Source organism: Xanthomonas sp. F14 (assembly GCF_014199865.1).
The window spans coordinates 184,806-207,395 of record NZ_JACHOM010000001.1 but is presented as its reverse complement, the minus strand read 5'-3'; the positions used below and the strand labels follow the sequence as shown (position 1 = coordinate 207,395).

At 68.0% G+C, this 22,590-nt stretch carries 14 protein-coding genes; 7 read left to right on the top strand and 7 right to left on the bottom strand.

The features are described 5' to 3' along the window. Positions 1-116: 116 nt before the first annotated feature. Positions 117-860 (bottom strand): FadR/GntR family transcriptional regulator, encoded by a 744-nt coding sequence (locus GGR73_RS00995; protein ID WP_184455267.1) that lies wholly within the window; start codon positions 858-860, stop codon positions 117-119. A gap of 61 nt (positions 861-921) precedes the next feature. Further along, the gene (locus tag GGR73_RS00990; protein ID WP_456362905.1) at positions 922-3,756 is read right to left on the bottom strand and encodes a TonB-dependent receptor; all 2,835 of its coding nucleotides are present in this window, start codon (positions 3,754-3,756) and stop codon (positions 922-924) included. A gap of 313 nt (positions 3,757-4,069) precedes the next feature. Between GGR73_RS00990 and GGR73_RS00985 the strand changes: the two genes are divergently transcribed. Genes GGR73_RS00985 through GGR73_RS00965 form a run of 5 tightly spaced genes read left to right on the top strand, consistent with a single transcriptional unit; the run spans position 4,070 to position 11,802 of the window. Next, on the top strand, positions 4,070-6,262 hold the full coding sequence (locus GGR73_RS00985) for a chondroitinase-B domain-containing protein (RefSeq protein ID WP_456362904.1): 2,193 nt from the start codon (positions 4,070-4,072) through the stop codon (positions 6,260-6,262). Beyond that, on the top strand, positions 6,259-8,502 hold the full coding sequence (locus GGR73_RS00980) for an oligoalginate lyase (protein WP_184455265.1): 2,244 nt from the start codon (positions 6,259-6,261) through the stop codon (positions 8,500-8,502). Before GGR73_RS00985 ends, GGR73_RS00980 begins: the two co-directional genes overlap by 4 nt. After that, on the top strand, positions 8,499-9,800 hold the full coding sequence (locus GGR73_RS00975) for an MFS transporter (protein ID WP_184455263.1): 1,302 nt from the start codon (positions 8,499-8,501) through the stop codon (positions 9,798-9,800). Before GGR73_RS00980 ends, GGR73_RS00975 begins: the two co-directional genes overlap by 4 nt. 50 nt (positions 9,801-9,850) lie before the next feature. Continuing rightward, complete coding sequence (locus GGR73_RS00970; RefSeq protein WP_024938633.1) at positions 9,851-10,603, top strand: SDR family NAD(P)-dependent oxidoreductase; 753 nt, start codon at positions 9,851-9,853, stop codon at positions 10,601-10,603. A gap of 35 nt (positions 10,604-10,638) precedes the next feature. After that, the gene (locus tag GGR73_RS00965; RefSeq protein ID WP_184456449.1) at positions 10,639-11,802 is read left to right on the top strand and encodes an SGNH/GDSL hydrolase family protein; all 1,164 of its coding nucleotides are present in this window, start codon (positions 10,639-10,641) and stop codon (positions 11,800-11,802) included. A gap of 94 nt (positions 11,803-11,896) precedes the next feature. Here the strand turns inward: GGR73_RS00965 and GGR73_RS00960 are convergent, their stop codons facing one another. Then, complete coding sequence (locus tag GGR73_RS00960) at positions 11,897-12,397, bottom strand: DUF421 domain-containing protein (protein ID WP_046341982.1); 501 nt, start codon at positions 12,395-12,397, stop codon at positions 11,897-11,899. Between the two features lie 173 nt (positions 12,398-12,570). Here GGR73_RS00960 and GGR73_RS00955 point away from each other — a divergent pair, with 173 nt between their 5' ends. Continuing rightward, positions 12,571-14,853, top strand: coding sequence for a glycoside hydrolase family 3 N-terminal domain-containing protein (locus tag GGR73_RS00955; RefSeq protein WP_184455261.1), 2,283 nt, complete (start codon positions 12,571-12,573; stop codon positions 14,851-14,853). A gap of 505 nt (positions 14,854-15,358) precedes the next feature. Here GGR73_RS00955 and GGR73_RS00950 read toward each other — a convergent pair. Both GGR73_RS00950 and GGR73_RS00945 read right to left on the bottom strand, forming a co-directional pair. Further along, positions 15,359-17,911 (bottom strand): excinuclease ABC subunit UvrA, encoded by a 2,553-nt coding sequence (locus tag GGR73_RS00950; RefSeq protein WP_184455259.1) that lies wholly within the window; start codon positions 17,909-17,911, stop codon positions 15,359-15,361. A gap of 646 nt (positions 17,912-18,557) precedes the next feature. Continuing rightward, the gene (locus GGR73_RS00945) at positions 18,558-19,196 is read right to left on the bottom strand and encodes an HD domain-containing protein (protein WP_016904210.1); all 639 of its coding nucleotides are present in this window, start codon (positions 19,194-19,196) and stop codon (positions 18,558-18,560) included. 148 nt (positions 19,197-19,344) lie between these two features. Here GGR73_RS00945 and GGR73_RS00940 point away from each other — a divergent pair, with 148 nt between their 5' ends. Next, on the top strand, positions 19,345-20,091 hold the full coding sequence (locus tag GGR73_RS00940; RefSeq protein WP_024938629.1) for an EAL domain-containing protein: 747 nt from the start codon (positions 19,345-19,347) through the stop codon (positions 20,089-20,091). A 201-nt stretch (positions 20,092-20,292) separates the two neighbouring features. Here GGR73_RS00940 and GGR73_RS00935 read toward each other — a convergent pair whose 3' ends face one another. Next, the gene (locus GGR73_RS00935) at positions 20,293-20,598 is read right to left on the bottom strand and encodes a UBP-type zinc finger domain-containing protein (protein WP_016904212.1); all 306 of its coding nucleotides are present in this window, start codon (positions 20,596-20,598) and stop codon (positions 20,293-20,295) included. Continuing rightward, complete coding sequence (locus tag GGR73_RS00930) at positions 20,595-22,304, bottom strand: FAD-dependent oxidoreductase (RefSeq protein ID WP_184455257.1); 1,710 nt, start codon at positions 22,302-22,304, stop codon at positions 20,595-20,597. Before GGR73_RS00930 ends, GGR73_RS00935 begins: the two co-directional genes overlap by 4 nt. Positions 22,305-22,590 lie beyond the last annotated feature (286 nt).

The following is a 22,590-nucleotide window of genomic DNA, read 5'->3' as shown; positions in this document are numbered from 1 at the left end:
GGCGCAGACGGCGCGTCCAGCTGATTGGAGGATGTGTCTTTCGGAGGCTCCAGCGTCAGCGGCACGAAAGTGCCGCTGGTGGGCGACGCAGCGCGTCCACCAGCCATTAGATGCACTCAGGTGCGCGTGGCCGCCAGAAAATGCGCGCGGTCCTGCTGGGTGCGGCGGCGGATCTCCGCCAGTGCATCGTTCTCGGTCGCTTCCAGCATGGATTCGAACAGGCGCTGGAAATGGTTGCGCATGGCCGTGCGTGCCGCCACCGGGTCGCGTTGCTGCAGGGCCTGCAGGATGGCGGTGTGTTCGTCCACGCGGGTGGCGCCGTCGTCGTGGCAGACCCGCGCATACACCTCGCGCACGCGCGGCAATTCGTTGCGCATGCGCCAGATCAGCTGCACGCAGTGCGCTACCACCGGGTTGCCGCTAATCCGCGCGATCGCCAGGTGGAAGGCGCGGTCGTAGTCGGCAGCGGCCGCATCGCTGAGCCCCGGTGCGGACAGCGCCTGGATCATGCCGTTCAACTCATCCAGCTCAGCATCGGTGACGTGGCTGGCGGCCAATGCGGCCGCCTCCGCCTCGATCACCGCGCGCGCGGCAGTCAGCTCGAACGCGCTGACATCCGGCAATGCGCCCTCGTCCGAGGCCAGGCGTGGCTTGACGTACACGCCCGAGCCGATCTTGATCACGATGCGGCCCTGCGCCTCCAGCGCGATTTCGGCCTCGCGCACGGTGACGCGACTGACGCCGAAGCGCTCGGCCAACTCGCGCTCGCCCGGCAGGCGCGAGCCGACCGGGAATTCGCCCGTGTCGATCAGCGCGCGGATCTTGGCGGCAACGGAGTGGTACAGGCGGTTTTCGGACATCGGCGACTCAAACCCTCAGGGTGATCGGCCCGGCACACGGGTGCCGGACAGGTGGGCGACGCTAGAACCGGTAGCGCACCCCCAAATAATAACGTCGCCCGTAAGTGTTGTACTCACGGAAGCTGCCGGGCACCGGCATGTCGGAGATCCGCGGCTCGTTGGTCAGGTTGGAAGCCTCCAACGACACCGACAGCTGCGCATTGACGCGGTAGCTGGCACGCAGGTCCAGGGTGCCGCTGTCGCGCACGTAGCGGTTCTGCGCCGGGGCGCCGACGAACTTCTGGAAATACTCGGAGCGGTACTTGTAGATGGCCTGCAGGTCGACCGCGCCGATGGCGTAATACAGCTGGCCGGAGAACACGTGCCGCGACAGGCCGAAGATATTGGCCGGCGCGACGATGCCGCTGCTCACCAGGCCGGTTGCCGGGTCGATCTGGTCGCCCAGGCGCAGATCCTGGGTCTTGTAGTTGGAATCGGCGTAGTTGTAGCTCAGCTTGACGCCCAGGCCGTCGAACGGCGCCGGCAGGTAGGAGAAGCGGTGGGTGCCGGTCAGCTCCAGCCCGGTGAGATCGCTCTTTTGCCGGGTGGTGACGTCCTGCACCACCGGCACCACCACCGCGGTGCCGTCGATGACGAAGCGCTCGTCCACCACCGTGGGCACCGCGCCACCGGTGAACTGCTTGTAGTACACCGCGGCGCTGAGCAGGGAGTCGGCATTGGGATACCACTCCAGCGACACGTCCGCATTGGACGACAGCAGCGGCTGCGTGCGTGGGTTGCCGGTGGCGGTGATGCTGCCGATCGCCTCGCCGACGGTAGTGAATTCGGTCCCCGGCTCCAGGATGAAAGTGCGCCCGGCAGACAGCGCGACCAGATCCGGGCGCGCCATGGCCCGGTACAGCCCGAAGCGCAGCTGGGTCTGCTCGGTGAGGCCGATGTTGGCGTTGAAGCTGGGCAGGAACACGCGGTTGGATGCGCGCACCGTCTGCGCGGCGAAGCGCCCGGTTTCCACCAGCTGGATGGTGCCGTCGGGGTTGTCGACCACGTCCAGCTCGCCGCGCAACCCCACCGAGCTGACGTCGGTGCGCACCCAGCGCACGCCCAGGTTGCCGTCCAGCGGTAGCCCGAACAACGTGCTGGCGAATTCGCCCATCACATACAGCGCGCGGGTCTTTTCTTCCACGTCGGAGTCGGCGGTGCCGCGCGGGTCGGCATTGCGGCCGGTGTCGTCCACGCCGGTGATGGCACCAAACAGGCAGCGGCTGTCGAAGGTGGCCCACTGCTGGATGGTGTTGCCGCTGGCGCTGGAGAGGAAATCCTCCTGCGGGAACGGTTGCCGGCAGGCCAGGTTGGCGGCGCGGATCGTGGCCGGATCGGTGACGTTGCGTTCGACGCGGTCGTCCAGGTCGCGGTAGGTCGCCTCGGACAGGCGCACGCCGCCTTTGATGGAGGTGAGCAGCCCGCTCTCCGGGGTGAAGGCGCCATCGAAGCGCCAGGCCCGGATGGTGTGCTCGCGGCGCAACTCGTCGCGCCGCGCGCGCGCAGCGGCACTGAAATTGTCCGGGTTGTTCAGGTCGAACGCGGGATCGACCACGATCCCCGGCACATCGCCGGCATAGGTGTAGGTGTAGTCCACGCGTTGCCCGTTGATCCCGGGCACGCGGTTGCCGTTGATGTCGGTGGCATTGGAGCGCAGCCGCATCAGGCGGTCGATTTCGCTGCGCTCGGTGCGCGAATACGACAGGTCGGTGGACAGCATCCAGGCCGCGTTCGGGCGCCATTCCACGCGTAGCCCGCCACCGCGGTACTGCTCGTCGCGCACCTTGTAGTCGGTGGAGGATTCCACCGTGCTGCTGCCGGTATGGCCGAGCAAGGCGCCGTTGTCGCCCACCTGGCGGTTGTTGAGGTTGCGCAGGGTCTCGGAGAAGTTGAGCTCGGCGCGGTCTTCAGTCACGGTGCGCTGCGAATCCTGGTAATCCAGGGCCACCTCCAGGCCGTCGAAGGGCCGCCATTGCAGCGCGGCGAAGGCCGCGTCGCGTTGATCGTGCTCGCTGATCTGGCGGTACACGCGGCTGCCGGGCGCCAGGTAATACGGCGTCCCCGCCTGCACCTGCGCCGGGGTCACGGCGGTGCAGTTGCGGCTGGCGCCCACCACCTCGTTGGCGTTGCAGGCCGTCCAGGTGGAGCTGCTGCTCATCACCTCTTCCGGGTTGGTGCCTTCCAGCCGCTGCAGGCCGAGCGAGACCCCCAGCTTGCCGGCCCCGCGCAGATCGAACTGGTCCAGGTAGCTGACGGTGCCGCGCCAGCCCACACCATCGGCATCGCGCAACTTGCTGTCGCCATCGGCATAGGTCGCCCGCCCGTCCAGTTGCACGCGGCGCTTGCCGAATTCCAGCGGCCGCACGGTCTGCATGTTGACCGTGCCGGCGATGCCGCCTTCGACGAAGTCGGCGCGCTGGGTCTTGTAGATCGCCACGGTGTTGATGAGTTCGGAGGGGAACTGGTTGAAGTTCACCGAACGGTCGCCGCTGCCGTTGCTGGCCTCGCGCCCATTGAAGGTGGCCGAGCCCAGGAACGGCCCCAGGCCACGGATGGAGATCTCCGACGCGCCGCCCTTTTCGCGATGCGTGGCCGCACCGGTGATGGTCTCGATCGCCTCGCCGATCGACAGCGCCGGCAGGTCGCCGATGTCCTCGGCCGACAGCACGTCGGCCACCACCGTCTGCTCGCGCTTGCTGTCGATGGACGACTGGATCGAGCTACGGATGCCGGTGACCTTGACCTGGTCCAGCGTGGTGGGCGCTTGCTCCGGTGCCTGCTGGGCCGCGTCGCTTTGCTGGGCCAGGGCTGCCTGCGCGCTTGCCAGTGCAACGGCAGTCAGTAGCGCCTGGGCCAAGGCATTCCGAATAATTGGTCTACGCAATTGGACTGGTTTTAGATACCGCACAATTCCTCCTCCCAAAGGACGCTCGAGACCGAGCGAGGTGGAGACTCTACGCGGATCAACGTCAAGTCAACCATTTCTGCAATTTATCCAACGAGCCACCTGACTAGGCCAGTTATGTAGATTATTTTGTGCAATTGCAGCATGACATCGAGCCGATCGCGGGCTTCAATACAGACCAACTGGACTATCGTTTTGGTTGACGAACCAGTTTGCACTGTTACCCTCGGCCATCACCGACGCGCCAGCGTCCAGGAGCATCCCGATGCGATCCCCCGTCTCCCTTGCCTGCCTGTTGCTGCTGTGTGCGCCCGCCTGGGTCGGCTCGGCCCAGGCCACCTCGTACCTGGTGCACGACCAGAGCGAGTACGCCGTGGCGGCGGCCGCGCTGCGTGCCGGCGATCGCATCGTGCTGGCCGATGGGCAGTGGCGGGATTTCGCCATCGTGCTGCGCGGGCAAGGCACTGCCGAGCAGCCGATCACCCTCACCGCGCAAACGCCGGGCAAGGTGATCATCAGCGGCACCTCCGACCTGCACATGGCCGGCACCTACCTGGTGGTGTCGGACCTGGTGTTCCGCGACGGCCATAGCCCCGGCGATGCGGTGCTGTCGTACCGCATCTCCAGCAAGGAACGCGCGCGCCACAGCCGCATCACCGGGGTGGTGGTGGATGGCTTCAGCAAGCCCACCCGCAGTGACTCGGACAACTGGGTGGCGCTGTACGACAGCGACAACCGCTTCGACCACAACCAGCTGGTCGGCAAGACCAATGCCGGCCCCACCCTGGTGGTGGTGCGCGACGCCACCCAGGGCCTGGACAATCGCCATCGCATCGACCACAACTGGTTCGGGCCACGCCCCAACCTGGGCGCCAATGGCGGCGAGACGCTACGCATCGGCACCAGCAGCGATGCCGACAGCGCCTCCAACTCGGTGGTGGACAACAACTGGTTCGAAGGCTGCGACGGCGAGGTGGAGGTTGTCTCCAACAAGTCCGGCGGCAACACCTACCGTGGCAATGTGTTCAAGCAATCGCGCGGCGCGCTGGTGCTGCGGCACGGCGATGGCAACCTGGTCGAGCGCAACGTGTTCTTCGGCGACGGCAAGGCCAACACCGGCGGCATCCGCGTGATCAACCGCAAGCAGACCGTGCGCCACAACTACCTGGAAAACCTGGCCGGCGATGGCTATTCGTCGGCGCTGAGCATCATGTACGGGGTGCCCAACTCGCCTGCCAACCGCTACGTGCAGGTGGACCAGGCGCGCATCGAGCGCAACACCTTCGTGACCGTCAACCAGCTGTACTTCGGTGCCGGCATGGATGCCGAGCGCACCGCCGCGCCGATCAACAGCCGCTTTGCCGGCAACCTGATCGTGGCCGCCAGCGACCCGGTGCGCGTGCTGGGCGACCTGTCCGGTATTGCCTTCACCAGCAACCTGCAAAGCCCGCTGGCCTCCACCCGCCTGCCCGGCGGCGTCAACAGCCGCCAGGTGACGATGACCCGCGCCAGCACCGGCTTGCTGGTCGCCGACAACGCCACTGGCGTCGGCGCCGACCCGGCGCTGAGTTACATCGCGCGCGCACAGGTGGGCGTGAGCTGGTACCCCAAGCAGGCAGCGCAGGCAGTCGCCGACAGCGGCCGCCGCACCCGCGTGCGGCCGGGGCAGTCCAGCCTGACCGACGCCGTGGCGCAGGCCAGCCCCGGCGACCGCCTGCAACTGGACGCAGGCCGCTACCAGGTCGATGACATCCTCGACGTGGACCGGCCGCTGACGCTGGAAGGCCCGCAACGCGGCCGCGCGCGCATCCGCTTTTCGCAGCCGGCGCTGTTCCAGATCGCGCCCGGCGGCTCGCTCCACCTGGCCCGGCTCGAGATCGATGGCCGCGCCGCACCCGCGCAGCCGGGCAATGCGGTGATCCGCACCGCACCCGGCACAGCGGTGGCGCAGTACCAGCTCACCTTGCGCGACACGCACCTGCATCATCTGGACGCGCAACCCGGCTTCGATGTGATCGCACTCGGCAAGGGCAGCCTGGCCGACAACATCCTGCTGGACCGGCTGCTGGTCGAGGACGTCTCCGGCAGCGTGCTGTCCGCGCACGCCGAGACCGACGACCGTGGCACCTACAACGTCGAACAGGTCACGGTGCAGCAGTCGCAGTTCCACCGCGTCGCCGGGCCGGTGCTGGACCTGTATCGCGGCGGCCGCGACGAAAGCACCTTCGGCCCGGTGCTGCAGGTGAGCGACTCGCACTTCACGCAGGTCGGCCGCAACGCAGGTGCGTCGCTGCGCCTGCACGGCGTGCAGCGCATTGCGCTGCGCAATAACCGCTTCGTCGACAGCGCCGCGATCCTGGCGCAGCACACCACCGGCACACCTCACCTCATCGCCAGCGGCAATCAGTTCGTCGGCACCCCGGCCTTGCACGCCGACGCAGCGGAGCCCCTGCTATGACCCGTTCCACCCGCCTGTTGCTGCTGGTCCTGGTAGGCGCCAGTAGCGCCCTGCCCTGTAGCGCCGCCCCGTCACCCGCGGCCGAACAAGCAGCGCAGCCGCAACCGCGCGCCACCGACGCCGCGCCGGTGCTGGTCACCGCCCAGCAATGGCGCGAGATGGCCAGCGCCGGCGCCAGGCTGCCGGTGTTCGCCCGCGAACAGGCACGCGCAGAAGCCAGCGTGCGCGCGGCGATGCGCGCCGGCGTGGACGTGCCGGTGCCCAGCGATCCCGGCGGCGGCGCCAGCCACGAGCAGCACAAACGCAACTACCAGGCCATCCAGGCCGCCGGCGCGCTGTACCGACTCACCGGCGATCGCGTTTATGCCGACTATGCGCGCGACGTGCTGCTGGCCTACGCACGCCTGTATCCCACGCTGGGCGCACACCCGGCCGGGCGCGGCCAGGTGCCGGGGCGGCTGTTCTGGCAGTCCTTGAACGACTCGGTGTGGCTGGTCTACGCAAGCCAGGGCTACGACGCCATCCGCGACACGCTCAGCGCGCAGGACCGCGCCACCATCGACCGCGACGTGTTCGCGCGCATGGCGCACTTCCTGTGCGACGAAAGCGCCGACAACTTCGACAAGATCCACAACCACGCCACCTGGGCAGTGGCCGCAGTCGGCATGACCGGCTATGTGCTGCGCGACCAGGCGCTGGTGGACAAGGCACTGCGCGGCAGCAGGCGCGATGGCAAGGCCGGCTTCCTGGCGCAGGTGGACCAGCTGTTCTCGCCGGACGGCTACTACGCCGAAGGCCCGTACTACCAACGCTATGCCCTGGCGCCGTTCGTGCTGTTCGCCAATGCGATCGAGCGCAACCAGCCGCAGCAGCACATCTTCCAGCGCCGCGACGGCGTGCTGCTCAAGGCCGTAAACAGCCTGGTGCAGAGCAGCTACGGCGGTTATTTCTTCCCGATCAACGACGCCATCCTCGACAAGGGCCTGGACACCGAAGAACTGGTGGCCGGCATCGGCATCGCCTACGCGCAGACCCACGACGCGCAGCTGCTGTCCATCGCGCAACGCCAGCGCCGCGTGCTGCTCACCCCCGAAGGCCTGGCCGTGGCCACCGCGCTCGCGCAAGGCCGCGCCCAACCGTTCGCCTTCGGCAGCGTGTTGCTGCGCGATGGCGCACAGGGCGACCGGGGCGCGCTGGCGATCCTGCGCAGCGGCGGCGAAGACGGCCAGACGCTGGTGATGAAGAACACCTCGCAAGGCATGGGCCACGGCCACTTCGACAAGTTGAACTGGCTGTTCTACGACAACGGCCAGCGCGTGGTCACCGACTACGGCGCGGCGCGTTTCTTGAATGTGGAAGCCAAGGCCGGCGGCATCTATCTACCGGAGAACACCAGCTGGGCCAAGCAGACCGTTGCGCACAACACGCTGGTGGTGAACGAGACCAGCCACTTCAACGGCGACTGGAAGGTGGGCGAGCAACACGCGCCGACGCAGCTGCTGTTCGCCAGCACTGCCGACACCCAGATCGTGTCGGCGCGCATGCAGCAGGCCTACGACGGAGTCAGCTTCACCCGCACCCAGGCGCTGCTGTCGCACCCGCAGCTGCCCCTGCCGGTGGTGATCGACCTGCTGCGCGTCAACGCCAGCGCTCCGGCACGTTACGACCTGCCGCTGCACTTCAACGGGCAGATCATGCAGGTCGGCTTCACCGCAGAGCGCGCACTGACGCAACGCCCGGTGCTGGGCAAGGCCAACGGCTATCAGCACCTGTGGGTGGACGCCTCCAGCGACGCCAGCACCGACACGCGCAGCCTGAGCTGGCTGCTCGCCGGCCGCTTCTACAGCTACCGCTTCGGCAGCAGCGCGCCGGCGCGTGCCCTGCTGGTGGAGAGCGGAGCCAACGACCCGAACTTCAACCTGCGCCGCGAACCGGCGCTGATTCAGCGCGTGGATGGGCAGGCCAATGTCAGCTTCTTCGGCGTGCTGGAACCGCATGGCGAATACAACGGCACCGCCGAATACGTGCACGGCGCCAATAGCCGCATCCGCGCCATCGAGCGCGTGCGCGGCGACGATGCCGAGGTGATCGTGCTCACCCTGGTCGGCGGCCAGCGCATCGCGCTGGCGGTGGCCGACGACGCCGACGCACAACGCAGCCACCAGGTGCAGGCCGCCGGTCAGCGCTACAACTGGCGCGGCGGCTACGCGCGCTTCGATCGCACTGCAGGTGCGCAATGAGCACCGCCTCCACCCGCACGCGCCCCACGGGCAAGCGCTCGGCGGTGCGCTGGCTGATCGTGGCGCTGATCGCGGTGGCCACGGTGATCAACTACATCGACCGCAACGCGCTGGCGGTGATGTGGCCGGCGATCTCGCGCGACATCGGCGCCACCAAGGAAGACTACGCGCTGCTGGTCACCATCTTCATGCTGTTCTATGCCGCCGGGCAGTTCGTGTTCGGGCGGCTGTTCGACATCATCGGCACCCGGCTCGGCTTTGCCCTGTCCATCGCGGTGTGGTCGCTCTCCATCGCGCTGCATGCGGTCACCCACTCCATCATGGCGTTCTCGGTGGTGCGCGCGCTGCTGGGCATCAGCGAAGCCGGCGCCTGGCCGGGCGCGGTCAAGGCCAATGCGGAATGGTTTCCCGCGCGCGAGCGTGCGTTGGCACAGGGCATCTTCAATGCCGGCGCCTCCATCGGCGCGATCGTCTCGGCACCGCTGATCGCGCTGCTGTTCCTGTCGTTCGGCTGGAAGGGCACGTTCGTGCTGATCGGCGTGCTGGGCATGCTGTGGTTGCTGCCGTGGCTGGTGATCTACCGCGCCGGGCCGGACCGGCATCCCTGGGTGGACGCGGCCGAACGTGCGTTGATCCTGGATGCGCCCGACGCCGGCAGCGCGCCGCCGCCGGCCTACCTGCCCACGCTGCGCCAGCTGATGTCGCACCGGCAAAGCTGGGGGATCGTGCTGGCGCGGTTCTTCCTGGACCCGATCTGGTGGCTGTTCGTGTCGTGGCTGCCGATCTACCTGGCCGAAACCTTCCACTTCGACATCAAGCAGATCGGCGCATTCGCCTGGGTGCCGTTCGTCGGCGCGATGCTGGGCAGCCTGTGCGGCGGCTGGCTGTCCGGGCGCCTGATCGCGGCCGGCTGGAGCGTGGACCGCGCGCGCAAATGGACCATCACCCTGGGCGGGGCCATCATGGCGCCGGCGCTGCTGGGCGCCGTGCAGGCCGCCGACCCGCGCATGGCGGTGCTGACGATTGCCGCCGTGCTGTTCGGCTTCCAGATCGCCATCGGCAACATCCAGACGCTGCCCGGCGATCTGTTCGCCGGTAAATCGGTCGGCTCGCTGGCCGGCATCGGCGGCATGGCCGCGGTGGCCGGCACCTTGATCACCACCTGGCTGGTCCCGGTGATGACCGCAACCTCATACGCACCGATGTTCATTCTGGTCGCCGCGCTGGTGCCGGCCTCGCTGGCCGCGCTGTGGCTGGTCACCGGCCGCATCCACCGACTCGACGCAGCGGACACCTGAGCGTGCCCGCTGCCTACCCCGCTTTCCCCACACCAACAGGACGCACCCGCATGCACTTCCACGACAAGGTCGCCATCGTCACCGGCGGTGGCCGCGATATCGGCCGCGCCATCTCGCTCAAGCTGGCCGCGGCCGGCGCCAAGGTCTGCATCAACTACGCCAACGACGACGCCAGCGCGCGCGACACGCTGGCACAGCTGCAGGCCGCCGGCGGCCAGGGCATCCTGCACCGCGCCGACGTCACCGATGCCACCGCCGTGGCCGGCCTGCTGACCGCCACGCGCACCGCCTTCGGCCAGCACATCGACGTGCTGATCAACGTGGCCGGCGGCATGCTGGCGCGCAAGCCACTGGCCGACATCGACGAGGCCTTCTTCCATCAGGTGATGGACCTCAACCTCAAATCGGTCTACCTGACCACCCAGGCGGTTGCGCCGCATATGCGCGAAGGCGGCGCGATCGTCAATTTCGCCTCGCTTGCCGGGCGCGATGGCGGCGGGCCGGGCGCGGCCATCTACGCCACCGCCAAGGCGGCGGTGATGACCTTCTCGCGTGCGATGGCCAAGGAACTGGGCCCGCGCGGCATCCGCGTCAACGCATTGTGCTGCGGCATGATCTCCACCCGCTTCCATGACGACTTCACCAAGCCGGAAGTGCGTGCCTTCGTCGCCAATGCCACCCCGCTGCGGCGCGAAGGCCGCCCGGAGGAAGCCGCCGATGCGGCGTTGTACCTGGCCTCGGATGCGGCCAGCTTCATCAATGGCGCCAACCTGGACGTCAACGGCGGCGTGTTCTTTTCCTGACCGACAAAGGAGTCCTGCGCATGCGCTGGCGATGGATGATGACTGCGACACTGAGTGTGGTGCTGGCAGGCCCGGCCACGGCGCACCCCGCGCCACGCTGGGTGCCGGCCTGGATCGCTTCCGCAACGCCGGACCGGCTCGACGGCGGTACCGACACGCCGCTGCAATTTGCCGATGAAACGGTGCGCCAGGACATGCGCCTGGGCAGTGCGGCAGTGGCCCTGCGCGTGCGCATCAGCAACGAGCTGGGCACCGCACCGCTGACCATCGCTGCGGGCACCGCGCGCCTGCTCGGCGGCGGCGGGGGCGCGCAACCGCTGCGCTTCGACGGGCGCGCCAGCGTGACCGTGCCGTCCGGTGGCGTGCTGCTCAGCGACCCGGTGCCGCTGCGTGCACCGGCATTGGGCGAGGTGGCGGTCAGCCTGTATTTCCCCACGCCGGCGCGCCCGGCGGTACGCCGCACGGCGGTGCGGGTGGTCAAGGGCCAGGCCGAGGTGCCGGACAGCAAGGCGTTGGCGTATCGCCAGAACGTCATCTCCGCCCTTTACGTGCAACCACCGCATCCACGCCAGACGGTGGTGGTGGCGCTGGGCGATTCGATCACCGAAGGCGCCACCGCCACACGCGGCGCCAATGGCGATTGGCCGGCCCTGCTGGCCAGGCGGCTGGAGCAGCGTTGCCCCGGCAGCGTGGTGGTGCTCAACGCCGGCATCAGCGGCAACAAGCTGCTCGACGACGGCCGCAGCCCCAGCGCGCTGGCGCGGCTGGATCGCGACGTGCTGGCACTGCCCGGCGTGGACCAGGTGATCCTGTTCGAAGGCATCAACGACATCCGCCACAGCGGTCCGCCGGATGCGATTGCCGGCCGCAATGCCGCCGACATGGTGCTGGGATATCGCCAGATCGTGACCCGGCTGCAGCAGCACGGCATCGCGGTGATCGGCGCCACGCTGACCCCGTTCGGCAACTCCGACCGCTACGAACCGGTGGCGGCAGCCACGCGCCAGACGCTCAACGGCTTCATCCGCGACGGTCAGGCATTCGATGCGGTGATCGACTTCGACGCCGCGCTGCGCGACCCGGCCAGGCCGGAGTGGCTACCCGCCGCGCTGACCCGCGACTTCCTGCATCCCAACGATGCCGGTTACCAGCGCATGGCCGAATCGGTGGACCTGTCGTTGTTCTGCAAGGCCCGTTGATCCGCCGGTCGCCACACAGTGGCGCGCATGCGCCAGGCTGGCTGCCACGCTGGTGCGGCGCCACCGCCGGCCTGCACGCCGGTCTGCCGACGCACTAGCGCTTTTTCAGGATGCTGATCTCCCCGGAGGTCTCCAGGATCGCCATGTCGATATCGGCATCGTCGCGGCAATCGGCCTTGCGTTTTGCCACTTCGAAATCGGCGTAGCTGACATTGTGGCGGACCAGTTCCTTCCAGTAGATCTCACCGCCACGCGCCAGCAGCGCCGGGGTGCCCTGCACCCAGGTATCGATCCGCCGGCTGCGCGCGGTGGCCATGCCCACCAGCCAGTTCAACACCAGCAAGGTGGCCGCCAGGATCATGCCGCCCAGCAGCGAGACGTCCTTGCCGATCAACGAGTTCTGCACCGCGGTTCCCAGCAGCACGATGAGCAGCACGTCGAACGGCGTGGATTGGCCCAGCGCGCGCTTGCCGGTCATGCGCGTCAACAGCAGGACCACGGTATAGACCGCTACCGCACGCAGCACGAACTCCCACCACGGCATGCCCAGGTGCATCATTTCGTAAAAGCGCACGCGTGTTTCCACGTCCAGCATCGTGTGTCCTGACCGCCGTTGATCGATGGCGCACGCTAGTGCGGAAACGGTGAAGGCGCCGTGCTGTCGCCATCGTTGCCGAGTCCGCCCGCCCGGCACCCATCGTGCAGCGCATCACGGCTTTTCGCTGGCGATCCGTTAGCGTCTGGCATGGACAGACGGGGATGGCGGGCATGCGGAAAGGGATCACGCGTCGTGGGTTGCTGCTGGGCACCGCCTCGGCAGCAGTGTTGGCACAGGTACCGGTGGGAGTTGCGCTGCCGCGTCGTGCGGCCGCGGCGCCGGCCTTTATCGATGCGTTGATCGCGCGCATGAGCGTGGAGGAAAAGGCCGGCCAGCTGACGCTGTCCGGTTCGGCGCAGCAGACCGATGCGGCCGCGGCGGCCAATCCAATCAATACCGTGCCCACGGCCGAGGGCCAGCTTGCCGCCGCGCGTGCCGGGCGGGTCGGCGGCATCTTCAATGGCTCCAATGTGCTGTGGCATCAGCAACTGCAACAGGCCGCGCTGCAGAGCCGCCTGAAGATTCCGCTGCTGTTTGCCGCCGATGTGATCCACGGGTTCACCACGGTGTTTCCGGTGCCGCTGGCCGAGGCCGCCAGCTTCGAGCCGGCGCTGGCGCAACGCACCGCGCGTGCGGCCGCACTGGAGGCCAGTGCGGTCGGCATCGACTGGACCTTCGCGCCGATGGTGGACATCGCGCGCGATGCACGCTGGGGGCGCGGCGTGGAAGGCAGCGGCGAAGACGTGCTGCTCGGCCGGCGTTTTGCGCAGGCCCGCGTGCGCGGCTTCCAGGGCGAGGGCCTGGATCATGCCGATGCACTTGCGGCCTGCCCCAAGCATTTCGCGGCCTATGGCGCCGCCGAGGCGGGGCTGGACTACAACACCGTCGACATCTCCGAGCGCAGCCTGCGCGAGGTCTATTTCCCACCGTTCCAGGCTGCCTTCGATGCTGGCGCAGTGACCACGATGGTGGCCTTCAACGAGATCGCCGGCATCCCTGCCACCGCCAATCGCTGGTTGCTGGGCGAGGTATTGCGCGGCGAGTGGGACTACCGCGGCCTGGTGGTGTCCGACTACACCGGCGATCTGGAACTGATCGGGCACGGGTTTGCCAGCGATGCGCGCGAGGCGACCAGGCTGGCGTTCCTGGCCGGTGTAGACATCAGCATGCAGAGCGGGCTGTACCTGCAGCATCTGCCGGCGCTGGTGGCCGCCGGCGAGGTGACGATGGCGCAGCTGGATGCCTCGGTGCGGCGCGTGCTGCAATTCAAGGCCGAGCTTGGATTGTTCGACAATCCGTTCCTGCGCATCGTGCCGGCACGCGCACAGGCGCGGCAGCGGCGCCCGGACAGCCTGGCACTGGCGCGCGAGGCGGCGCGCAAATCCATCGTGCTGCTCAAGAACGATGGCGAGCTGCTGCCACTGAAGACGCAGGGGCAACGCATCGCGCTGATCGGGCCGATGGCACGCAACTGGACCGACAGCGCCGGCCCGTGGACGCTGTTCGGCGGCGACGACAGCGGCAACGACCTGGCCACCGCCGTGCGCGCGCGGCTGGGCAACCCGGACAGCCTGCAGGTGGTGGAAGGCTGCGACTTCGAACATGGCCTGCCCGGCGGCGTGCAGGCGGCCGTCACCGCAGCGGCGTCCGCGGATGTGGCGGTGCTGGCGATCGGCGAGCCGATGCGCTACTCCGGCGAAGCGCAATCGCGCAGCGAGATCGTCATTCCCGCCGTGCAGCAAGCGCTGCTGGCTGCAGTGGCAGCCACCGGCACCCCGGTGGTGGTGGTGCTCAGCAACGGCCGAGCGCTGGTGATCGATGGCCCGGTGCTCAAGGCGCCGGCGATCCTGGTCGGCTGGTTCCTGGGCTCGGCATCGGGCGCCGCGCTGGCGGACATCCTGTTTGGCGCGCACGGTCCGTCCGGGCGCCTGCCGGTGAGTTTTCCGCACACCGCCGGGCAGGTGCCCTATAGCTATGCGCACAAGCCCAGCGGCCGTGCCGACCCGCGCCCGGATGCCTTGCAACCGTTCAAGACCCGCTACCGCACCGCGCCCAATGCCGCGTTGTTTCCGTTCGGGCACGGCCTGACCTATGGCCGCATCGAATACGGCGAGCTGCGCTTGAGCGATGCACGCATGGCGGCGGCCGGCAGCCTGCGCATCAGCGCGCGCATCCACAACCGCGGCACGCGCGATGCCGAGGAAGTGGCGCAGCTCTACATCCGCGACCGCAGCGCCAGCATCACCCGCCCGGTGCGCGAGCTGAAGGACTTCCGCAAGCTGGCGGTGCCGGCGGGCGGCAGCGCGGTGGTGGAGTTCGTGCTGCGCCGTGAGGACCTGCTGTTTATCGGCCAGGCATTGAAGCCGACGGTAGAGCCTGGCGTATTCGATCTCTGGGTAGCGCCCTCTGCAGAGGCCGAGGGCGTGTCTGCGAGTTTTGAATTGATGGGCTGAGCGCCAGCGGCAATCGGAATGGCTCAGCTCAGGGGATGGATATGCGGCGTATCCCGCTCACGCAGAGGGCATCGCGCCCAGGTTGGCTCGGGAACACATCCCTATTGCGCTCACGCTCTCGGTCGCATTGAGAGGGAACTGGGTCTTGAGGGGGATTGGACGGTGCGTGTGCCTCGGTTTGCAGCGGACGATCTGCGGGTTTGCTGTGGGGTCCTTGCCCGCCTACCCTCGCGGGACACGCCGCAAGTACGTCCTTGTAGGCTCTTACGCGGCATCCATGCCGCGTAAGGTCCCGCGACGGTAGGCGGGCAAGAACCCATCGGGTTGGTCGGTGTGCGTGGTCAGGAGCGGTGATGCCGTGCCCTGCGATGCGATGCGATGCAGTGCGGTCTGATCAGTTCTTCGATGCGAGCAACTCGCTGCCATGCCGACATCGATTCACGCGTCATCGAAGGTGCGTCTGGCCAACATGCTGACGCCATCGCTACAACCTTCGAAAGGTTTGTCAGCCGATCTTATTTCCGCGCAACACCTCTGCAAGGAACGGCGCAGTGCGGCTGCCGCGCTGCCGCGCCACCGCCTCCGGCGCACCCGCCGCCACGACAGCGCCACCCGCGCCGCCCGCGCCCGGGCCCATGTCCAGCACCCAGTCGCTGCTGGCGGCCACGCGCATGTCGTGCTCGACCACGATCACCGTATTGCCGGCCTCCACCAGGCCTTGCAGCTGACGCATCAAGGTATCCACATCGGCCGGATGCAGGCCGGTAGTCGGCTCGTCCAGCACGTACACGGTGTCGCGCCGCTGCGCGCGTTGCAGCTCGGTGGCCAGCTTGATGCGCTGCGCCTCGCCGCCGGACAGCTCGGTGGCCGGCTGGCCGAGCCGCAGATAGCCCAGCCCCACTTCGCGCAATACCTGCAACGGGCGCAGCACGCTGGGGTCGTCGGCAAAGAAGCTGGCGGCCTGGTCCACCGTCAGCGCCAGCACCTGCGCGATGTTGTGACCCCGCAGCGCGATCTCCAGGGTCTTGGCGTTGTAGCGCGCGCCGTGGCAGCTGGGGCATGGCGCGTACACGCTGGGCATGAACAGCAATTCCACATGCACCGAGCCCTCTCCCTCGCAGGTGGCGCAGCGGCCCTTGGCGACGTTGAACGAAAACTGCCCCGGGTCGTAACGGCGGCGGCGCGCGGCCGGTGTGGCGGCGAACAACTTGCGCACCGGATCGAACAGGCCGGTGTAGGTGGCCAAGTTCGAACGTGGCGTGCGGCCGATCGGTTTCTGGTCCACCCGCACCAGGCGGCGCACCTGGTCGAGCCCGCCGACGATCGCCCCACCCAGCGGCACCTGCGTGCCGCGCTCCAGCGGGTCCAGCGCTTCGTCTTCCTCTGCCTGGGTTTGTCCGAGATGGGCGGCCAGCAACTCCACCAATGCCTGGCTCACCAGCGACGACTTGCCCGAGCCGGACACACCGGTCACGGTGGTAAACACCCCCAGCGGCAGGTCCACATCCAGCTCGCGCACATTGTTGCGGGTGATGCCGCGCAACTGCAGCCAACCGGTGGCCGCCCGCGCATGGCTGTGCACCTGCGGCGGGGTGCCGAACAGGTAACGCCGCGTGGACGAGGCCTCCACCTGCTCCAATCCCGCGGGCGGGCCGCTGTACAGCACCTGCCCGCCGTGCACGCCGGCAGCCGGGCCAACGTCGACGATCCAGTCGGCGTGGCGGATCACATCCACCTCGTGTTCGACCACGAATACCGAATTGCCGGCGGCCTTGAGCTGATCCAGCGCGCCCAGCAAGGCCTGCGCATCGGCCGGATGCAGGCCCGCCGATGGCTCGTCCATCACATACACCACGCCGAACAACTGCGAACGGATCTGCGTGGCCAGCCGCAGCCGTTGCAGCTCGCCCGGCGACAGCGTCGGCGTGCTGCGCTCCAGGCTGAGATAACCCAGGCCCAGCGCCTGCACCACCTCGATCCGCGCGCGCAGGTCGGCGGCGATGCGTTGCGCGGCAATCGCCTGCTCGGGATGCGTGTCGGCCTGCTTGCGCCTGTCGTTGCGCGTCCGTTGGCCACCGGCACCTTCCGCAGCCGGGCGCAGCAGGTCGGCCACCTCGTCCAGCGGCCGCCGCGACAGCTCGCCGATATCCAGGCCGGCGAAGGTCACCGACAGCGCCTCGCGCCGCAGCCGCTTGCCGTCGCACTGCGGGCACTGCGTGCTGATCAGGTACTGCGCCACGCGCTTTTTCATCTGCGCGCTCTGCGTGGTGGCAAAGGTGTGCAGCACATAGCGCCGCGCACTGGTGAAGGTGCCCATGTAGCTGGGCTCCTCCTTGCGGCGCAGCGCGCGCCTGGCCTCGTCCAGGCTGTAGCCGGCGTACACCGGCACCACCGGTTGCTCGTCGGTGTAGAGGATCCAGTCGCGGGTCTTCTTGGGCAGCTTGTGCCACGGCAGGTCGACGTCGTGGCCCAGCGTGGTGAGGATGTCGCGCTGGTTCTGGCCATGCCAGGCACCGGGCCAGGCGGCAACCGCGCGATCGCGGATGCTCAGCGTGGGATCCAGCACCATGGTCGCCTCGGTCGCATCGTAGATGCGCCCCAGGCCATGGCAGGTAGGGCAGGCACCGGCCGGTGTATTGGGCGAAAAGCCGTCGGCGTAGATGATGTCCTGCCCCGGCGGGTAGCTGCCCGCACGCGAATACAGCATGCGCAGGGAGTTGGAGATGGTGGTGACGCTGCCCACCGACGAGCGCGCACTCGGCGCGCCGCGCGCCTGCTGCAAGGCCACCGCCGGCGGCAGGCCTTCGATGGAATCCACTTCCGGCACGCCGACCTGGTCGATCAGGCGTCGCGCATACGGCGAGATCGAATCCAGGTAACGCCGCTGCGCTTCGGCAAATACGGTACCGAACGCCAGCGACGACTTGCCTGAGCCGGACACCCCGGTGAACACCACCAGCGCGTCGCGCGGGATGTCCACGTCCACGTTCTTGAGGTTGTGCTCGCGCGCACCGCGCACGCGCACCAGGCCGGAGGAAGACGACGCTGCGCTGGACATGAGTGACACACCGACATTCGACAATGCGCCAGCCTACCGCGTGCCGCATACAGCCGGTGTCAGTGTTGACAGCGAGTCCTGCGGTGCTTCAATCAAGCAACCCGCTGATCACCCTGGAATGCATCGGTCGAAGGCGCGGCGCCCTCACCGCTCGCGGGCTATGCCGTAAACCCGTTCGTGGGGGCTAGATGGCGGCATCCATGCCACCACACGGTCCCGCAAGCCGCGAGGACACCGCACAAGACAGTTGCCGGCTGCTTTGTTGAAAACCATGCGCGCCGGCCAACTCAACTGGTCCTTGTCCGCACACCGTCGCGGGACCTTACGCGGCATGGATGCCACGTAAGAGCCTACAGGGACGTACTTGCGGCGTGTCCTGCGAGGGTGGGCGGGCAAGGGCCCTGCAGCAAACCCACAGCGCCAAGAGCGCGGCGAGAACACCTCACCAGAAACTCAGTCGGTTGCCTTATCGAAAACCACACACACCGGCCATCCCGACAGGTCCTTGCCCGCCCACCGTCGCGGGACCTTACGCGGCATGGACGCCGCGTAAGAGCCTACAGGGACGTACTTGCGGCGTGTCCTGCGATGGTGGGCGGGCAAGGGCCCCGCAGCCAACTCACAAACCAGCCGCTCTACAACACAATCACCCCAGCGCGTGCGCCGGCACCGGCTGCTCGCCGGTCTCCGCCAGCGCCTGCATGCGCGCCACCACACCACTGAACAGCCGTGCAGTCGCCGCGCCACGTGTGCGGAAGATCTCCTCCAGCTCGCCGTAGTACCACAACGTGCCGGCGCGCCCTGCGGTGAACACGTTGAAGATGTCCTGGCCCACGTCCGGGTTTTCCAGGTCCTGCACGATGGTGCGCGCGTTATAGAGCTTGTCGCAGCCGGACACCAGCAAGGCGCGCTCGGGCGTGTTGCGCAGGTGCTCCAGGTAGGCCAGCTTGCGCTCGCGCCAGTCGCGTTTGCGCGCGCTGGCGGTGTTGTCCACCTCGGCCTTGTCTTCGGCGGTGGCATCGGTGCACGCCATCACGATGTCGGCCACCGCATCGCCGAACTGCGCGCGGATCGAGGCCTCATGACCGCCGCCGCAGTCTTCCACCACATCGTGCAGCAGCCCGGCGATGGCCTGCTCTTCGTCGCCGCCGCATTCCAGCACCAGCGTGGACACGCCCAGCAAATGGCTCAGATACGGAATCTGCGTGCCCTTGCGTACCTGCCCGGCATGGGCGATGCGCGCGTAATCCACGGCCAGGGCGTAACGTTCGGTGAGAGCGGTCATGGGGCGTCCGATGCGGGGAATGGCGCATTATCGCCGAGCCCGGTGACGCCCCAGGTGAGGATGGCGCGAGGATGCGTGTGCAGACTCAATGACGCGCTGTTGCGGCCGATACCGCTAGGCTACCTCCACGCCGCACGATTGCTCAGCCATGCCCACGCTCCCCGTTTGCAACGCCTGCCGCGACGGCCAGGACTTTCCCACCGCCATCACCATGGCGTTCCAGCCGATCGTGGACGTGTCCACCCGCAGCATCTATGCCGGTGAGGCGCTGGTGCGCGGCGTCAACGGCGAATCGGCCGGCAGCATCCTGGCCGCCGTGGATGAGCGCAACCGCTACGCCTTCGACCAGGCCTGCCGCATCAAGGCGATCGAATGCGCCGCGCAGATCGCGCTGCCGGCCCTGTTGTCGATCAACTTCATGCCCAACGCGGTCTACAACCCCGAACACTGCCTGCGCGCCACGCTCTCGGCCACTGCGCAGTACGGCTGGCCGCTGGACGCCATCATCTTCGAGGTCAGCGAACAGGAACACCTGGCCGAGCCGGCGCATCTGCTCGACATCATGCGCACCTACCAGGCGCGCGGCCTGAAGACCGCCATCGACGACTTCGGCGCCGGCTATTCCGGCCTCGGCCTGCTGGCCGATTTCCAGCCGGACCTGCTCAAGCTGGACATCGCCCTGGTGCGCGGCATCGACGCCGACCGCAGCCGCCAGGCCATCGTCCGCCACACCACCCGCATGTGCGAAGAACTCGGCATCGCCGTCATCGCCGAAGGCATCGAACACCCGGACGAATACCGCACCCTGCGCGACATGGGCATCCACCTGCAGCAAGGCTATCTGTTCGCCCGCCCAACGATCGGCGAACTACCGCAGGTGCACTGGCCGGAGTAAGTGGGCGCCGCGAAGCAAGCGAACCGTCCCCCTCAGCAGACTTGCCATCGCCCCACACAAAATCCCCGCCCGACCCAATCAAACAGCACGCAAACCGCTTTTACGATTCCCGATTCCCGATTCCCCAATCCCGATTCCCGATTCCCGATTCCCAGCGGCGCCCAGCCCCCCATCCACACCCCGCCAAACCACCGCGCCGCCTCACACATACCGCGGTATCGGCCCCAGCTGCGGCGTCTGGTCCGGCAACTCCACTTCCACCTCGTCCACATAGCACCAGCCCCAGCCTTCGGGCGGGTCGTAGCCTTCGATGATGGGGTGGCTTGTGGCGTGGTAATGCGCCGTGGCGTGTTTGTGCGGCGAATCATCGCAGCACCCCACGTGGCCGCAGCTGCGGCACAGGCGCAGATGCACCCAGGTGCTGTCGATGGCCAGACAGTCTTCGCAGCCACGTGCGCTGGGCGTGACCTCGCTGATCTGCGCGGTATGTGTGCACTGGTCGCTCATGAGGTGGTGGACTCCTGTGAGGAACTGACAAGTTCGGATGCCGGCACCGGGTTGGCCTGGTGTGCCAGGTATTGATGGATCTGCGCGACGACCGCCGCGCCCTCGCCCACCGCCGCGGCCACGCGCTTGACCGAGCCGGCCCGCACATCGCCGATGGCGAACACGCCGGGGCGGTTGGTTTCCAGCGGCAGGCAGGCCGGCACGCCATCGCCGCGTGCGTTGCCGGTGACGACGAAGCCACGCGCATCGGTCTCCACGCACTGCTGCAGCCAGCCGGTGTTGGGGTCGGCGCCGACGAACAGGAACAGGTGCCGCAATTCCACCCGCGTGGTCTGCCCATCGGCGCGCGTGCGCAATACCGCCGCCTGCAGGCCGCGCTCCGGGTCGCCTTCCAGCGCGGACACTTCGGTGCCGGTATGCAGCTGCACGTTCGGCAGCACGGCGATGCGGTCGATCAGGTATTGCGACATCGACGATTCCAGCCCTTCGCCGCGAATGATCAGGTGCAGTTCCTTCACCCGCGGTGCCAGAAACGCCACGGCCTGGCCGGCGGAATTGCCGCCGCCCACCAGCGCCACCACGCCGCCCTCGCACAGCCGCGCTTCCACCGGCGAGGCCCAGTACGACACGCCATGGCCTTCGAAACGCTCCAGCCCGTCGATCTCCGGGCGCCGGTAACGCGCCCCGGAGGCGACCACCACGGTGCTGGCCAGCAGTTGCTTGCCGTCGGCCAGATCCAGCTTCAGCGCACCGTCGTCGCGCCCGCATTCCAACGTGCCGGCCTCGATCGGAATCGCCAGCTCGGCGCCGAATTTCAGCGCCTGGTTATAGGCGCGCCCGGCCAGCGCCTGGCCGGAAATGCCGGTCGGAAAGCCAAGATAGTTTTCGATGCGTGCCGAGGCGCCGGCCTGGCCGCCGATGGCGCGCTGGTCCAGCACCAGCACCGACAGGCCTTCGGAGGCCGCATACACCGCCGTCGCCAGACCGGCCGGGCCGGCGCCGACGATGGCCACGTCGTAGCGCTTGTCCGGGTCGATGTCTGGCGTCATGCCCAGGCAATGCGCCGCTTCGGCATCGCTGGGCTGGCGCAGCACCCGCCCGCTCGGGCACACCATCACCGGCAGTTCCTGCTCCTGGATGCCAAAGCGCTGCACCAACGCGCGGCCTTCCTCGTCGGAGGCATCGATCACCGTGTTCGGGTAACCGTTGCGGGTCAGAAAGCCCTGCAAACGGGTCAGATGCGGATCGTCCGGCTCGCCGATCAACACCGAGCCGGAGGCATCGCCTTCGATCAGGCCGACGCGGCGCAGGATCAACGCACGCATCACCACCTCGCCCACTTCGGCCGAGCTGATCATCAGCGCGCGCAGATGCGCGGTGTCGAACGGCAGCGCCAGGCAGCCCTGCGGCCCGGCACGCCCACCGGCGAGTGAGGCGCGCCCGGCCAGCTGGCTGACCTCGCCGGTGAACTGGCCGGGCGTCTGCAAGGTGATCGGCTTTTCGTTGCCCAACCCGTCGCGCCGCACCACTTCGATGGCGCCTTCCAGCACCACCCACACCGGCGCGTGCGCATCACCCACGTCGAAGACGAGCTCGCCCGCATCGAAACGCTGCGCCGGCCCGCTGGCAAACCGCCGCGTGATCGCCAATTGGCCCGAGTCCAGCTCGGGAAACATCTGATGGTGGCGGGTATCGGCCAGGGACATGGAGTGGCGACGCTGAGGGGGGAGTACATGCAAGCATGGCCAGCCGTGAGGGTGATGGCAATCACCCGAAAGGGCCATGCCGTGCGCGACAGAGCGCATGCACGAGCAGCACCGGCGCGCGCACCAGTGCGGTGTTTGCACAGGCAAAACACCTCACGCGGCTGCCAGCGGTACCGCAGGCTCACCAGCGGTGATCGGCACAATCAACCGCAACCGTATGCGCAGAAGGTGGCCGACGTAGCTGGCGCGCTGGCCGTCAAGCGAACACGGCACTGGGCCCGCAGCC